We start from the raw sequence: 14895 nt of genomic DNA on the forward strand, positions 1-14895 counted from the left end.
AACGTTAAAAAGAATGCCGCCCCGTTTCCGAAGCGGCATTCAATCAACAATTCAACTCAGTCACCCGGATCAGGTGACCGGAGCGCGCCAGTCGTCAGAAGCCGATGTGCCGGCCTTTTCGTGGGTCCACTCGGCCTTGCGGTAAGTGAAGGACCACTGCTCCTGATCACCGCGGGACGAGTTCGCATCATCCAAAACGTCCGGCAAAATGGTCTTGCCTTCAACCAGAACGGCGTCGGTGTACTTGATCGTGTAGTAATGCTCTTGGACACCGGAGGTGGATGTGCGCCAGAAGTTGACGGTGATCTCCAGGGATTCACCGGTGGCCAGAGCCTGCCACATCAGCGGAGACGCCTTGTCCAGCGGCTTGATGATGGTGGTCGGCTGGTGGCGGCGGGTGCCGATGGCGGTACCCGAGTTCGGGTCACGCGGAACAATCGCGTTGCTCTCGAACTTGTAGATCAGGGACTCGCCTTCGTGGCCTTCCTGCCAGTTGTTGCCGATGGAATCGGCTGTGGTGGCATCGGAAGTGATTTCGCCTTGAGTGGAACCACTGATGGTCATGTATGCGACATTTGCCATTTTTCGTCTCCCGTATTTGAGCTTTCGAAATTCCGGTAGGAGGATGTTCGCCTCCAACGCCCTGCACATCGCAAGCAGCGTGCCAAATCGGCATCTGGTCGAATATTTTGATATATTTCAACATCTTACGCTCGATATTTTCCGATTTAAGAAAGTGTTAAACTGTGCAGAAAACTGCACAGTGCCGGGCCTGGTGTGCAATTCTCTGCGCATTCTCCTTGTGATTTGCATCACATTCAGCGCGCTGTTTTACGGCCTGCTTCCAATTCGCACTCGAACCGCTCTTTGAAATCATTCACTTTTTCCAAAAAACGTTAGAGCACTCTCAATCCAGATGTGCAGATATTAGACAATTGACCCAAGGTAGCCAGTCCCGCACCTTGCTTAGGTCGGTCCTGTATGAGTGTGATGATATTGTAACTTTTGCGGGACACTGTCTGCGTCCTATAGATTACAGGCTCCTATCGATCGAATGGCCCTTCATTCGATGAAGTAACAAACGCAACGGAGAAGGCCTTTGCCAGCTATCATCAAACCATCCCGGGTTTCGGTAGCGCACCAAACAGACCCCACGAAGGACGGAGCGCTGACCACAGTGTCGGCTTATGCTCTATTTGACTTCGAGGAGCCTAGCCGGCTTTTGACCGAGCAAGCGCTTTGGCCGATGGTGACGGAGCAAATGCCCAACGGTGCAATCTTCGACAAGGGTCAGCTCAAGCCGAAGGGCGAAGTGATTGTTGCAGGCAATGCGCTGTCGCCGACTGATGCGCCCATAGAAGGCATCCGGGTCTCTGTCCGTTTCGAACGGTTCCATAAAGAGCTCGCCGTTTTTGGCGATCGCGTTTGGCAACTTTCGGATCAGGGCGTGCAAATGAGCCGGCCGGTTCCATTTCTCAAAATGCCGATTGGCGAAGCGCAGGCCTTCGGCGGCCCGAACTACGCACCGAATGCGCGTGGCAAAGGGCACGGAGCCAGAAGCATTCTGGAGGCCGGCTACGATGCACCGCTTCCGAATGTTGAAGATCCCGCGAGGCTGATCAAGGCGCCGGATGACCAGCCGGTTCCAGCTCATTTCGGCCCAATTGCTGCGGATGACGCCGCACGCCTGAAATATCTCGGCACGTATGATCAGCATTGGATCGACCATATCTCGCCGCTGAAACCGGATGACTTCAATCCGCTCTATCACTGCGAAGCACCAGAGGATCAACGGTTCGATGGTTTCTTTGAAGGCGGGGAAACATTTGCGATCACCGGTATGTCGCGCGGTGAGGCATCCGTTGGCGGACAACTGCCGCGTCTCACCGCCCGGTGTTTCTACAAGCTGACCAATACGAATGAGCTCATCGAAACCACGATGCGCTGCGATACCGTGACGCTTTTCCCGAATGTTCAAAAGGCCGTTCTGACATTCCGTGGCCTTTTGCGCGGCACAGACCGGTTTGCGGAAGACATTGCGGCCATCATGGTCGGCCTGGAAGAGACGGATGCAGTCAGCCGGGATGCTGCTTACTACGCTGATGTCTATCAGAAACGGACATCCAAGGACGAAGCGCACAAATATGCGCTGGCCGACTATCAGTTGATGCCGGATGTCGATCCGGCAATCCTCAGTGCCAAACGCGAAGCCAAACTGGAAAAGGCTGCGGCCGACCGGCAGAAGTTCATGGACAACCAGAATTGGGCTGCGCGCAAGATGCTGGAGGATGAAGGCCTCCCGGGAGACCTCGTCCCGCCGCCCAAGTCGGACATTATCGACGATATTCCCCTGGTGGCCCAACCAACCCCGGAAGAACTGGAAAACGGCGATCTGGATCTGGCCGCCCTTCTGGATGACGTCAAAGCGGTTGAAGACGCCCTTCTGGAAAAACGTGACCGCGAGATGGCCAAAGCAGAGCTTCAGCGCCGGGCCATTGTCGCAGCAACGCCGCCCAAATTGCTGCCGCCACACGCCAAGAAACCAATTGTCGATGACGCGTTCCTGGCTCGGTTTTCAGATCTTGAACTCGACCCGGACTTCGCATCCGGCCTTCAGGAAGTCACGGGGCAACTGACCGCCCTGAAAGACCGGTCACCCTCCGGTCCGTTTGCGGGACTGGATGACAATTCCGACGCTGCCGGGGCTCTTGATGAAACGCTGGCTGGCATCTTCGGCGAACCGGACGCGCCGTCGGAAGAAGACATCGAACTCGCGTATACCAAGGCGGTTGCGCGGGCGATGAAACAACCTGAGGGCAGTATCCTGGCAGACGCCCGGAAGGCCATAGACGAAATGGACTTGTCCCAGCTTGAAGGCTTGGATGAGGCCATGAAACCGCCCTCAGACGCCATTGACGATCAGTTCAGTGCGATGATCGGGGAGCTGGCCGAAACCACGCCTGCGCCTTCGGCAAAACAGTCATCGTTCAAAGACCTATTGGCAAGTCAACCAGATGACATGCCGATGGACGACCTAACGGCCAAACTGGAAGAAGGCCTGTCCAAACTCGATTCACCCATCATCCCGAAAGACAAACCGGGTGAGATGCTCGAAACCCTTTTGGAGCGGGTCGAGGGCATGCAAGCGGACGGACCGCAGCCGCCTGAAGGCCAAACACCGTCGGAGACGGCACTGGCGTCGGTGGCAACAGCCAAGGACCGCATGGACGAGGCGGAAGAGACCATGGAAGACTCCATGGCAACAGCCCGCCAGCAATCCCCAGCCCCGTTGTTTCCACTTGAGGCCCTGCCCGAGGGGGTTCCGATCCGTCTGGGTGCGTTTGTCACCGGAAAACTGCGCGATGGTCACGACTTCAAAGGCGCTGATCTTGCTGGCGCCGATCTACGCGGCGTTGATTTCAGCGGCATGGACCTTTCCGGAACGTTCTTCGAGCAATCAGACCTTACAGATGCCCGGTTCACAGGTTCAAACCTGACTGGAGCAGTCTTTTCCGGGGCAACGCTTACGGGTGTCGACTTTTCCGACTGCGACATGACCCGCGCCAACCTGAACAGGGCAAGCGCGCAGGAACTGTCGCTTGACCGGGCAAAACTGCATGACCTTTTGATCATCCAGTCGGACCTGTCGGGATCGACCGGCACCGGAGCGGATCTTGAGAAAGTGCGTCTGATTGAATCCAACATCGACGACATGCAGCTCAAGCAAAGCCGAATGACCGATTGTCAGATCCTGACCGGATCGGCGGACGGATTTAAAGCTACAAGCTCCAAGTTGCTTCGGACAATGTTCGTGACCCTGTCCATGAAAGGCCTGGACTTAAGCGACAGCGACCTGGAACGCATTGGTTTTATGGAAGTGAAGGCACCTGGTATGCGTGCCGTCAACGGCAAATGGCTGTCCGTTGGCATCATGGGCGCAAGCGACCTGACCGGCTCGCGCTTTGACGGACTTCATGCAACCGAAAGCTCATTCAACACGGCCGAAATGCCCGAATGCTGTTTTTTGAGGGCAAGCGGGACCGCTTGCTTCTTCAACGCATGTAACCTTGAAGCCAATGATTTCAGACTGTCTTCATTCCGCAACTCGCTGTTCGGCCGGTCCAATTTTGCAGGCAGCGATTTCTTTGGGGCCAATCTTTTTGCCGCTGCGCTCACAGGTGTCGATCTTCGGCGCTGCTCGATGCGCGCTGCCAATCTCTTCGCCGCAGACTTGCTTGAGGCCAAACTCGCCAGCTGCGATTTTTCCGGCGCCAACCTTGGCATGACACTTCTGGAGCAACCGACCCATGCCTAAGATGCCGGACAGAAAACCGATCACTTTTGAAGATGTCATGGCGTTCCACGCCCATGAACAACCGATCATGCTCCGCATTGCCTCGGGAATGTCCTTTGCTAACATGAACCTTGCAGGGATAAGGTTTATCGAGTGCGACTTGACCGGGTGCGACTTTTCCGGAACGGCCCTGACAGATGCGCAGATTGTGTCGTGCACGCTCAAAGGCGCACGTTTCAATGGCTGCAACTTGAAGAACAGCCAGATCGTGTCCTGCGACATGGAAGCATCAGAAATGCGCGACACGTATGTTGAGCGCGCCCAGATCGTTGCGGGGAACGCCAGCAACTGCGATTTTTCTGGCAGCACGTTCGATCAGGTGTCCTTTGCCCAGCCGGACCTGATGGATGCCGACTTTTCCAGGGCCAGCTTCTACCGGGCCGTCGTTTTGGCATCTGACGTGACCGGCGCCAGCTTTGCAAACGCGGTTCTGTCAAATTTCATGCTGACAGACGCCGATCTGCGGCCGGTGGATATCACCGGCACCTTTATCGATATTGCCTTGTTTGCCGATGCAAACCTCTCCGGCCTCGATCTTTCCGGTCAGTCCTGGCAGCACTGCACATTCCACAAGGGCGAGTTCAAGGGCACAAGTTTGAACGGTGCCAACCTCAGCGCGTCCGTGTTTGCCGAATGTAATTTTGAAGGCGCCAGCCTGCGCGGTGTCACAGCAAATACGACCGGCTTCACCAAAAGCAAACTGGACGGCGTGGATCTCTCGGGCAGCCAGCTGACCATGGCGAACTTTGCCGGTGCCGGTCTTTCTGGAGCCCGGTTCAACAGTTCGCAGCTGTTTTCCGCAGTCTTTCTGGAGGCGGATTGCCGGGCGGCTTTGTTTGAGCAATGCGATCTGCGCCAGGTCGAATTCTCGCATGCCGACCTGTCAGGTGCCTCTCTCTCGGCAAGCAATTTTAACCTTACGAAATTTCATGCAGCCAAGACCGAACAGACTGTGATGCTCGGCACATCCGGCAGCCGGATCGAGACCGATACTGATCGTGCGATTGCAGAATTATACCGGCCCGACAAGGTCGCCCTCGACGGCGATGGTGCGGGCCAAGGAGGGACACTCTGATGGTGTTTGTAAACTCACAAGGCCCGATTCCCGGAATGGACTTCTCGGTTCCGGATATCTACCTGCAAACAACACCGGTCGGCCCGGTCCCGATCCCGCTTTTTTCCATGGGGTTCCGGGTGACGGAAATCCCAACCTGTTTCCGGTCACTCATCATGTGCATGCCGGCACATAATATGACAAACTTGGCGCCGGTTACGGTCAGTGGCCCTGGTCCCGGCGTGGCTTCGGGGATGGTGTGTTCCAACAGCCGGAACGTGAAGGGCTCCACCAAACTCTTCCTTCAGTGCATGCCGGCAACCCGCGCACTTTTGGACCCGACAGCGCAGAACGGCGTTTCACCCAATTCTGTCGGCACCACTCTGGTACCGTCACAAATACGTCTGCTGAACCCGAGCCTTTAAGCGGCGCGACGGCAGAAGAGGAGATCAGACAATGAGCAGCGAAGCGATGCAGGGAAAAATGTCGATCACCCTGCCCGGCGTATCGAGCAGCGACGTCTATGTCGAAGCTCTTCACGGCGTTGAAGCCCTGACCGACGGGTATCGGTTTACGACTGATATCGTCTCGAAAGACCCTATCAAACTGCCCGACATGATGGGCAAGGCTGCCACGCTCACGCTGGAGATGGGCGAAGAAAAGATGGAGGCGCAGGGTCTCATTGAAGGCGCGGAGACACGCGACCCGACACCGAACCGCGAATTCTGTTACCGGTTCGTCATTGAACCTGAACTCTCCATGCTGCGGCACAGTGCCCAGAACCAGGTGTACGGCACGGACAAGGATGTCACCGTCATCGATATCCTGACCAGCGAGCTTAGCGATGCGAACAAGAAGAACTCGAACACCAGTTCGAGCCGCGTTCCGCGCCAGATCCAGTATGACATGCTGCCGTCCAGCGGAGATTACCCGAAACTGCATTTCGTCATGCAGTACCGGGAGCATGACCTGAATTTCCTGAAGCGCATGTGTGAGCGGTTCGGCATCTTCTTCTCCTTCGATCATTCCAGTGACAAGGAGAAGGTTGTCTTCGGCGACCGGAAGGAACACTTCACAAAGCTTTCCGGCAAACAAATCACCGAAGAGCTGTCCTATCGCAGCAAAGAACAGGTGATGGGCACCGGCGATTTCGGAATCTGGTCTTTCAACCAGAAATTCATCACCCAAAGCGGCACAGTGGCTTTGCGGGAATACAACGAAGAAACCCCGAAGGTAGATCTGTTCGTCTCGCAAGACGCCAGCTTCCCCGGCCAGGGCATCACCACCCGCTATGGTGAGCACTATGCAACCGTTTCAGAAGGCAACTTCATCGCGAAGCGGCGGGTCGAACTCGTTGAAACGGAACGCCAGCAATTCGTTGGCGATAGCAACATTCCGCTCCTGCGCCCGGGATATTTCTTTCAGTTGAAGGACCATCCGATCCGGGATCTTGACGGTCTTTATATCGTGACCGAAGTCACCCACAGCTGTGTCAATACGACACCGCTTGGCTTCAGTTCGGCCGACATGACACCGGAGCCCTACCGCAACCGCTTCGTCTGTGTTCCGTTCGACAACGGCTTCCGGCCATCCATTGTCACACCAAAGCCATCTATCCCGGGGTACATTTCCGCGGTGATCGATGGTGAGACCGAAGGAAAGCGCGCCGAACTCGACAGCGCCGGCCGGTACCGTGTCCGGATTCTGGACGAGGAAAGCGGCCTGTCGCAGGGCAAGGCAAGCTATGTCGTTCGGAAAATGGAACCTTATGGCGGCGGAGACGGTTACGGGTCCCACTCCACACTGTTGATCGGCACAGAGGTGTTGCTCGGCTTCCTGCACGGCGATCCGGACCGCCCGGTCATTCTGGGCGCGGTGTCGAACGGGGAGCAGGTCAACCCTGTCACGGCGACAAACCAGAATGTCGCGCACAGAACCCGGACAGCTTCCGGCATTATCATGCAGATCAGCGACGGTTCCGCGTAGGGTCTGCAAAGACCCACAATGGGAGGACACAGAATGTCTTCGGCCTATGATACGCAGATCAATTCCCTGACCGCGACTTTGTCCGATCTGAACACCTCCCTGGACAGCGTGACTGACAGTGAAGCCCTTGTCGAAGACGACACGGGCACTCACTATCAGACAACGTACACTTACTTTTACGTGCCAAGCACACCCGGCGCCGCGAATACATCAGCCGACGACACCGGCCTCGGCACCCTGCTGCGCCTTGGCGAATACGCAGATGTCGAACAAACCGCCTTCAATGCGGGCGCTGATACCTACTCCGCCTTTTTTCCGGCACAACACATTGCCGATGAATCGGGTGATGCGATCTACACAAATGCAGCTGGCGGCGGGAAAGGCATCCTGATGGCCTGCGATGGCCGGATCCTGATCCGCGGCGGTGAGAAATTCTACCTGAACCCCAAAGGTGCCATGCACATCCAGTCGGACGAGGGAGCGATCACGATCCAGTCCGGCACCGACACCAACGGCAATGAACAGGATATCAATCTGATCGCCGGCGCCAATGGACTGGGTGATCTCAACACCACCGTCAGGAAAGACACAAAAACCGTCGCCGGCGAGCAATACGAAAAGGTGACCAGCGTCTCGCGCAAATACTACGAAGCGAACAAATACGAAATCTATCACGCGAACTCATACAAAGAGATCCACGCCCATACCGATACAAGGCATTATGGCACGTACTTCAAAATGTTCTGCGGCGGAAACATTCAGGTCAAAATCGCGGCTGAATTCATATTCAATTTGGCCTTTAGCCTGAATATCGAACCGATCAGCAAGATCACATTTTACGCTTTCAAGACCGATATCGGACTGGTCAAGACAGACATCCTTGCCTGGAAAACCGAAATCAAGGAAGGTGAACTGAAGGTGCTTGGGGCGACGTTCAGATCCAAAGCCGTCAAGGTAGACACGACAGCAACGGAAGCAACCGCAACCCCTGTCAAAGCAAGCACCGGTGGCATCACCGCCGAACAGATCGCTGCAGAATGTGCGAATGTAAACGTCAAGTCCATGATATCATTGTGGGAAGCAAAGATCGCCAGCACGGCGCAGATCTGACAATCCCACCGCTAAAGAGTCGCTTATGAAAAAACAAACATCCCGCAAGGCGGAAACGACATCCAAAACAGCGACACCGCCGCCCGCTCCCGGCAACGGCCTTGAAACCGGCATCGTCAAGGCGCTCCTGACAGAACAGGACGCCATGGTGACCTTGTCGGACGGTGAGCAAATCCATGCAAGCCAAGCGGCCGGTTGCCTTTTGGCCCCCGCGATCGGCGATACGGTTCTGGTTTACCGCGGTGCCGATCAGGCGTTCATACTGTCGGTCCTGATCCGCGACGCCGATGTATCTGCAGAAATCGGAGTTGCAGGTGCAAAGGAAGTCGCGCTGAAATCCGAGGGGCGCCTCACCGTGTCCGCACCGGATGTTAATGTGAGTGCGCGGCGTATGAACGTGCTGGCGGAAAGCGTGACTCAGACCGGAAAGCAATTGATCACCAACTTCACCCGCTCAATGGAAACGCTGGTGGACAAGATGGTCAACGCCCGGACCATCACGACGACTGCGCAAAGCCGCAGCAGCTCGGTCAAGGAGACCGAAACGCTCAAGGCCGGTATCCTTGTTCAGAACATCGACAGCGTCGCCACTCAAAACAGCGACATCTCCATGATTACGGCGGAAGAAGATGTCCGGCTCGATGCCAAACGCGTCAGCGTCGGCTAAGGTGCTGTTCGAAATAGCAGATTGCGGAAATTGAATGCTCCTAGTTGATGATAGGCTGAAAGCGGCCAAAGACCATGCGTTGGCCGGCCGGAACGATAATGCGGCGCTCCTGTATGAAAGTATTCTGGACGTCTCGCCGGGCCATCCGGAGGCCTTGTCCGGTCTGATTGAAACCCGGCTGGCGAACGGCGATCTGGAAGGGGCTCAAACACTGTTGTCGAAATCGACCGCAGTCACCGGCCAGGATCCGGGCTTTCTGACACTCGCCGCGAAGATCTCGATCATAAGCCAGAAGCCGGACGACGCTGAAAAACTGGTGGAACGTGCTCTCGCCCTTGATCCGTATCATGCCCAGGCAGCGCTCTTGAAAGCCGAGTTTTTGGCGTCCGCAGGTGCCTTGTCGGAAGCGGAAGACCTCCTGAACACCGTTCGGAGCCGAAACACCGGCGATACTGATATCCTGCTTGGCATATCGCGGCTTTATTATGCCTACGGCTTGTTCTCTCCGGCTCTGATGATCGCTCAAGAAGCCTTGAGCAATGCACCGGACGACAGCAACCTGTCAGCCTTTGTCGGCCAAATTCTGACTGCGCTTGGCGACCATGGGAAAGCCACATCGTTTTTTGAAGCAGCACATCTGAAGGAACCGACGAACCCGGAATTCATGCTGGCGCTTGCCAACAACGCCGCCGCGATTGGTCAATCGAGCGAAGCCTTGCGGATCGCCGGCCGCGCCAAAGCCCTTTTCCCGGATCTGATGCCAGCCTGGCTCAGCTACATCAAGATCAAGGCGGAACGCGGAGAAGCATTGGAAGCCTTGCGGGAGTTTGCTCCGGTCGCCAAAGGTGCCAAGGACCGGATGGACGCAACGCTGACGCTGGGCACGGCCTATCGGCTGGCCGGAGAACCGGAAAAGGCCATACAGCTGCTGGAGCCACTGATGGCCAATGCGGCAGGCATGAAGGATGCGGTCCGGGGCCGGCTCTTCAGCATCTTGCGCGATGCCTTCCTGTCCACCGGACAAATTGAAAAGATCCCGTCAACGCTGGAACAGCCGGTCGTTGCGCCCCTAGATGGTGGCCAAAGCGGAGACACAAATCCTGAAGTGTTGAGGCAACGGGTCAGTGAAGCCGTCATGGTCATCGATCCCGGTCTGTCCAACCTGGAATTCATGGTGCTTGCGCGCTTTCTGGACCAGGCGGGCCGCGACAAGACTGCTCCGCTTGCCGGTCCTTCAACCTTGTCCCAGCTCTCTGGCTTTTTCGGATACAACAACTTTCTGCCGAACGACGCGCCGAACGGCAACGCTGAACCACCAACGCACTCCGGCACGCTTCCAATATCTCAGATCCTCGGATTGCCGACCGACCTGCGGGGTGGGGTTACAGGGCCCTGCCCGTATCTGCCGGTCAAACCGGAGCTTTTAAAACGTTGGCAGGACGCCCTTTCTGAGTTTCCGAAGCCGTGGATCGGGATTGCCTGGAACGAGGCGCAGCCCGGCCTGACACTTGATACATTACTGCCCGCATTACGTTCCCTGCCCGGCACATTGGTCAGTACGGTTTGGGATCACAGCCGCAGACAATTGTCCGGTCATCAAGGAATTATTGATGCTGGTGCGCATATCAAACGCCTCGACGATCTTGCAGCCCTGCTGCACGCCCTCGATTTCGTGGTGGGCCCGGACGGAATTATCCTGCATGGTGCCGGAGCTGCCGGAACACCGGGACTGGTCATCGCGCAATACATGTCCCCATGGTATTGGTACGCCGAAACCAATCAAAGCCTGTGGTATCCGAGCATGGACGTCCTGAAGGCACCACGCTTTGGCCATTGGGCAACGCTCATCCCGGAACTAACGGATGACATCCATGCACGTATCGACAACCGGCTGGCGTCGTCCGGCGGGCAAACGGAGGAAACATCATGAGCGCCTGGCGACCTGCGACACAAGAGCCTGATGCCCTTCATGCCTGCATCTACGATTACCTGCGCAACCGCACGCCGCAAGTATATCTGGACGGCAAATCGGAAGCCAAGTCGCTTGGACAAACCACAGAGCTTATGAGCAACGGGCACAAGTTGACGCTGGATCTGGTTGTGACGCCGGTCGGCAGCGGTCAATGGTCCTCGCGCCCTGTCGTCGAGTTTGCAGTGACCGGACATGTCGCGGACCGCGCGGCGGGCTATAGTGTCGACGGTCGGGTGGTGATTGATCAGAAAACCCTTGCGTTTCTGGCGATCGAGGCGACACCGACCCGCGTGAATATCAGATAACCAGAAAGGACCGGTCCATGGCTCAGGACGATGAGACCCCCACCGGCATCAAGTCGTTTTCCGTTGGCTTGGGCGATGGGACGCCGCTGCCTCAGGACAGGCAACCGCCACCGCCCTACCGTGTTTTGATTTTTGGCGACTTCGCCACTTCCGTTGCCGGTCTTCTGGAAATCACCGGCAATGATATCTCAGAACTGATCAGCGAGCTCTCGCCGGCGCTGACGGTGGAGGCCCAAAACATCCTCGGGACACTCCCGGCCACTTTGATCGAAGATGTGTCTTTCAAACGTCCGAGGGATTTCAAGCCCGCGGCCGTCAGCAAGGCGCTTGAGTTCCGCACCACAATCAAGACTGCGATGGCTATGGGCGGCGTGTCCGGACTGGCCGACCATGGACAACGTTTCGATCTGCTCTTGGACGCAGCCAAATCATCGAGTGCTAACTCAGCTCCGGAAATGACTGCATCTGGTGACGCAGCTCCCAAACCCCAGACATCGGCTTCTCCTTCTTCGGATTCGAAGTCAGACGAAGACGACGGGCTGGATGGCCTGTTCTCGATGGTCGAGCCACCGAAGAGATCGGCAGACAGTGAAGCCACACAGGACCTTGCAAAGCATGCCGTCCAAGCATTCTTGTCACAGACCTCAAGTGGTGAACCCCGCAAACCTGCGCCGCCCACACCTGCACCCGCCGGCGGAGGTGCCTCTTTCGATGCAATGATCGAAGACCAGGCCGCTCTGATCATCAAAGACCGCCGCCTACATCAGGTTCTGGAAAACTGGCTCGCGCTGCGGATGTTGCTGGCTGAATTGCCGCGCGAAAGCTCAATCCGCCTGTTTCTGGTTCAAGTCAGTGCAACAGCTGCGATCGAGGATGTTCTGGCGAGCCTGGAAGAACCGGAGGGCGCGCTCGCCCATGCCGCATTCGATGTCGTTCTTGCCGCCAATGAATCCAGCCTCGCAAAGGACGGCGCCTCCGGCTTCAAACGTCTGGCCACGGTTGCAGTGGACAATGCGACGTGCCTGCTCGGCACCCTCGCCCCGGACTTTGCCGGAGACAGCGCTGACACTGTCGGCAGCCGGGACACGCCGCATCAAATGCTGGATCAAATCGGCTTTGAACAGTTTGCAAGCCTCCGGCAATCTCCGGCGTCGAGCAGCCTTGCCTTGTTCTGGAACAAGGGACGCCTCATTGCTGATGATGACGGTCCGGCCGATGTTGGCCTGCCCGCCAGCTGGGTTGCCCTGCTTTCCATTCTCCACGCTCAAGCGGCAAAAGGATGGCCCGACTTTGGTGCTGGTCAAAAACTGTCGATTGATCAACTGGAAACGGCGGAACACACCACCACCGGCAAACCGGTGGCGGACAGCGTCATGACTTATGTCTCGCAAGACTCTTCTCTGTCACTCGCCTCAGCCGGGATCAACGTTCTACGCGGGCAGGCCAACCGGGCAGAAGTCTATTTTGCCGGTTCACGTACGGTCTCGGCCAGCAAGTCGGACGAACCGGACGCAGGTGTTGCGCGTGCACTTTCCATGGCCCGGCTCAACACGCTGCTTCAGGTGGCTTTTTCAACGGCTCCATCAGGTTCCAAGACGGCAGAAGAGTCCGCCAACAATCTCCAAGCCCGGCTCGACGAGATTTCAGACGCCCTTTTCAATGCAGTCCAGTTTTCGGTGAGCGCAGCCCGATCTGAAGAGGATGAAGACGTCCTTGATATCGATGCGACGCTCACAGGCTCAGCTCGGGGCGATCGTCACTTCGGATTTAGGATCGGGATCTGACTCGGCATTGACCTACCAGCTGAGCCGCGACCGGATCCAATCGGCTGCAGATTGACGTTGCGCGGCGAAGGACGTAACGAAATTGGTGATTTCCGAGGTCCGTCCTGCATCGTCAAACGCAAGGCCCTTCATCAAGGCTGTCCACTGCGCCGAAGAGAGCTGGTCAGGGCGCTCCGGCTGTACTGACGCGTCCATGGCCTCCAACGCGTTTTTGGGTCCGAACGGACGGCGTCCGGCGAGGCATAGGTAAACCATAACCGCAAGCGAGAACACGTCATCGGCTGCGCATGGTTCGTGGCCCTCCAGCCGCTGGGGCGAGGCATAACTCGGGGTGATTGCGCCCAGACGAATCAGGATCCGGATCGTGTCTTCTTCATCCATGCGCAAGGACGGTGCAATCGGTGCAGAGATGTTGAAGTCGATCAGCTTCACCGAGCCATCGGTCTGCACAAAGACATTGCCGGGTTTCAGGTCGGAATGGATGATCCCGTTGGCATGTGCAAACTCGAGAGCCGAGCCCAAATCCTGTACCAGCCGGATCACCTGAGCGAGCTCCAGTTTACGGCCCTCCGCATTGCGCAGAAAACTGGAGAGCGTGTCCCCTTCCAGATACTCCATCACCATGAAATGCAGGTTCTGAACGCGGTCCATGTCGTAAACACGAACGATGTTGGGATGGACAAGGTCCCGAAGGCGTCGCGCTTCCCGGTGCATCAAGGCGACAAAATCCGGTTCTATCTCCGGTCCCGCTGTGATGATCTTCAAAGCAAGATCGGCTTTCGACAATCCCGCTTTTGCCGCAACAAGATCCCGCGCCTTGAATACCAGGGACTGCCCGCCCCGGCCGATCTCCTTGATCAGCAAATACCGGGCCTTCAGCACAAGACCCGGCACCGGGGTCATGGTTTCGGTTGGCTCCGCCATCGTATCAACGGCGAGCGAATAGCCAAGATCCGTGTCTGCTTCAGCCATTGTCGTTCAGCCGCACCGTGATCAGTGTTACGTCGTCCGATGATCCGCCCTCGACCGCATGAGCAACCAAACGGTCCGCAACACCCGCACTGCCATCTGCAAGCGCATCGGCAATTGTTGTCTCGCTGGCCCCCTTGAACAAGCCGTCGGTGCACAGGACAAAACAGTCGCCCTTCGAGAACTCGATCACACGCCTGTCGACCAGAATCTCTTCATGCGAGCCGAGCGCGCGGGTCAACCGCCCCAGATCATCACTATGGTCTTCCGATACAAGAAAGAGATGACCCTGGCGCAACAGATAAAGGCGGCTGTCTCCTACCCATTGGCACCCGGCATATCCGTCGTGGATGATCAGGGTCAAACCGGTACATCCGCTGATGTCCGCATCCGGGTTTTCCAGATAACTGCCATAGAGCCGGTCATTCACACGATGAAAGGCAGCTTCGATCCGTTGGAGCCGTTCGTTCACGCCTTCGCCGTCCACAAACTCGATCACTTGCAGTTCTTCGACAAAGGCTCGGCTCGCGAGATGACCATCCCGATGCCCCCCCATGCCGTCAGAGACAGCAAACATAGCATGTTCGGGCTTGGACACATGATTGTCTTCATTCTGACTGTGGCGCGTGCCTTGCCGGGTGGCGGTCTCGATCTCCAGGCCTGTTCCGGTCTTTTTCTTTTTTATGACCATATT

General features: G+C 56.9%; 12 protein-coding genes. 9 read left to right on the top strand and 3 right to left on the bottom strand.

Annotated features, from left to right (window positions below; genetic code table 11):
* Nucleotides 1–69: 69 nt before the first annotated feature.
* Complete coding sequence (locus tag SADFL11_RS08985; protein ID WP_040451785.1) at nt 70–582, bottom strand: Hcp family type VI secretion system effector; 513 nt, start codon at nt 580–582, stop codon at nt 70–72.
* Between the two features lie 517 nt (nt 583–1099).
* Between SADFL11_RS08985 and SADFL11_RS08990 the strand changes: the two genes are divergently transcribed.
* The 9 genes from SADFL11_RS08990 to SADFL11_RS09030 are packed head-to-tail and all read left to right on the top strand — an operon-like array spanning nt 1100 to nt 13232.
* Nucleotides 1100–4315, top strand: a complete 3216-nt coding sequence (locus SADFL11_RS08990; protein ID WP_081450580.1) for a DUF2169 family type VI secretion system accessory protein — start codon at nt 1100–1102, stop codon at nt 4313–4315.
* Nucleotides 4308–5429, top strand: a complete 1122-nt coding sequence (locus tag SADFL11_RS08995) for a pentapeptide repeat-containing protein (protein WP_081450579.1) — start codon at nt 4308–4310, stop codon at nt 5427–5429. Before SADFL11_RS08990 ends, SADFL11_RS08995 begins: the two co-directional genes overlap by 8 nt.
* Entirely contained in the window at nt 5429–5833 is a 405-nt protein-coding gene (locus SADFL11_RS09000; protein WP_081450578.1) for a PAAR-like domain-containing protein, read from the top strand. Before SADFL11_RS08995 ends, SADFL11_RS09000 begins: the two co-directional genes overlap by 1 nt.
* Nucleotides 5834–5864: 31 nt before the next feature.
* Entirely contained in the window at nt 5865–7394 is a 1530-nt protein-coding gene (locus tag SADFL11_RS09005; RefSeq protein WP_008192908.1) for a type VI secretion system Vgr family protein, read from the top strand.
* Between the two features lie 33 nt (nt 7395–7427).
* Nucleotides 7428–8504, top strand: a complete 1077-nt coding sequence (locus tag SADFL11_RS09010) for a hypothetical protein (protein ID WP_008193402.1) — start codon at nt 7428–7430, stop codon at nt 8502–8504.
* Nucleotides 8505–8529: 25 nt separating this feature from the next.
* Nucleotides 8530–9171: a DUF3540 domain-containing protein gene (locus SADFL11_RS09015; RefSeq protein ID WP_008193838.1), complete on the top strand. Its 642-nt coding sequence runs from the start codon at nt 8530–8532 to the stop codon at nt 9169–9171.
* Between the two features lie 34 nt (nt 9172–9205).
* Nucleotides 9206–11101, top strand: a complete 1896-nt coding sequence (locus tag SADFL11_RS09020) for a tetratricopeptide repeat protein (RefSeq protein WP_040451783.1) — start codon at nt 9206–9208, stop codon at nt 11099–11101.
* A complete protein-coding gene (locus SADFL11_RS09025) occupies nt 11098–11448 on the top strand; it encodes a hypothetical protein (protein WP_008194802.1) in 351 nt (116 codons plus the stop codon). The genes SADFL11_RS09020 and SADFL11_RS09025 overlap by 4 nt, the downstream gene beginning before the upstream one ends.
* 17 nt (nt 11449–11465) lie before the next feature.
* On the top strand, nt 11466–13232 hold the full coding sequence (locus tag SADFL11_RS09030; RefSeq protein ID WP_008193153.1) for a hypothetical protein: 1767 nt from the start codon (nt 11466–11468) through the stop codon (nt 13230–13232).
* Between the two features lie 12 nt (nt 13233–13244).
* Here the strand turns inward: SADFL11_RS09030 and SADFL11_RS09035 are convergent, their stop codons facing one another.
* Nucleotides 13245–14204, bottom strand: a complete 960-nt coding sequence (locus SADFL11_RS09035; RefSeq protein WP_008189142.1) for a serine/threonine-protein kinase — start codon at nt 14202–14204, stop codon at nt 13245–13247.
* Entirely contained in the window at nt 14197–14892 is a 696-nt protein-coding gene (locus tag SADFL11_RS09040) for a PP2C family protein-serine/threonine phosphatase (RefSeq protein ID WP_040451782.1), read from the bottom strand. Before SADFL11_RS09040 ends, SADFL11_RS09035 begins: the two co-directional genes overlap by 8 nt.
* Nucleotides 14893–14895: the final 3 nt, after the last annotated feature.

Source organism: Roseibium alexandrii DFL-11 (assembly GCF_000158095.2).
In the GTDB taxonomy this organism is placed as follows: domain Bacteria; phylum Pseudomonadota; class Alphaproteobacteria; order Rhizobiales; family Stappiaceae; genus Roseibium; species Roseibium alexandrii.

Excerpts from the sequence above, each read along its gene's own strand:
- SADFL11_RS08985 (WP_040451785.1), bottom strand. The coding sequence starts at position 582 with ATGGCAAATGTCGCATACATGACCATCAGTGGTTCCACTCAAGGCGAA.
- SADFL11_RS08995 (WP_081450579.1), top strand. The coding sequence starts at position 4,308 with ATGCCTAAGATGCCGGACAGAAAACCGATCACTTTTGAAGATGTCATG.
- SADFL11_RS09000 (WP_081450578.1), top strand. The coding sequence starts at position 5,429 with ATGGTGTTTGTAAACTCACAAGGCCCGATTCCCGGAATGGACTTCTCG.
- SADFL11_RS09005 (WP_008192908.1), top strand. The coding sequence starts at position 5,865 with ATGAGCAGCGAAGCGATGCAGGGAAAAATGTCGATCACCCTGCCCGGC.
- SADFL11_RS09010 (WP_008193402.1), top strand. The coding sequence starts at position 7,428 with ATGTCTTCGGCCTATGATACGCAGATCAATTCCCTGACCGCGACTTTG.
- SADFL11_RS09015 (WP_008193838.1), top strand. The coding sequence starts at position 8,530 with ATGAAAAAACAAACATCCCGCAAGGCGGAAACGACATCCAAAACAGCG.
- SADFL11_RS09020 (WP_040451783.1), top strand. The coding sequence starts at position 9,206 with ATGCTCCTAGTTGATGATAGGCTGAAAGCGGCCAAAGACCATGCGTTG.
- SADFL11_RS09025 (WP_008194802.1), top strand. The coding sequence starts at position 11,098 with ATGAGCGCCTGGCGACCTGCGACACAAGAGCCTGATGCCCTTCATGCC.
- SADFL11_RS09030 (WP_008193153.1), top strand. The coding sequence starts at position 11,466 with ATGGCTCAGGACGATGAGACCCCCACCGGCATCAAGTCGTTTTCCGTT.
- SADFL11_RS09035 (WP_008189142.1), bottom strand. The coding sequence starts at position 14,204 with ATGGCTGAAGCAGACACGGATCTTGGCTATTCGCTCGCCGTTGATACG.
- SADFL11_RS09040 (WP_040451782.1), bottom strand. The coding sequence starts at position 14,892 with ATGGTCATAAAAAAGAAAAAGACCGGAACAGGCCTGGAGATCGAGACC.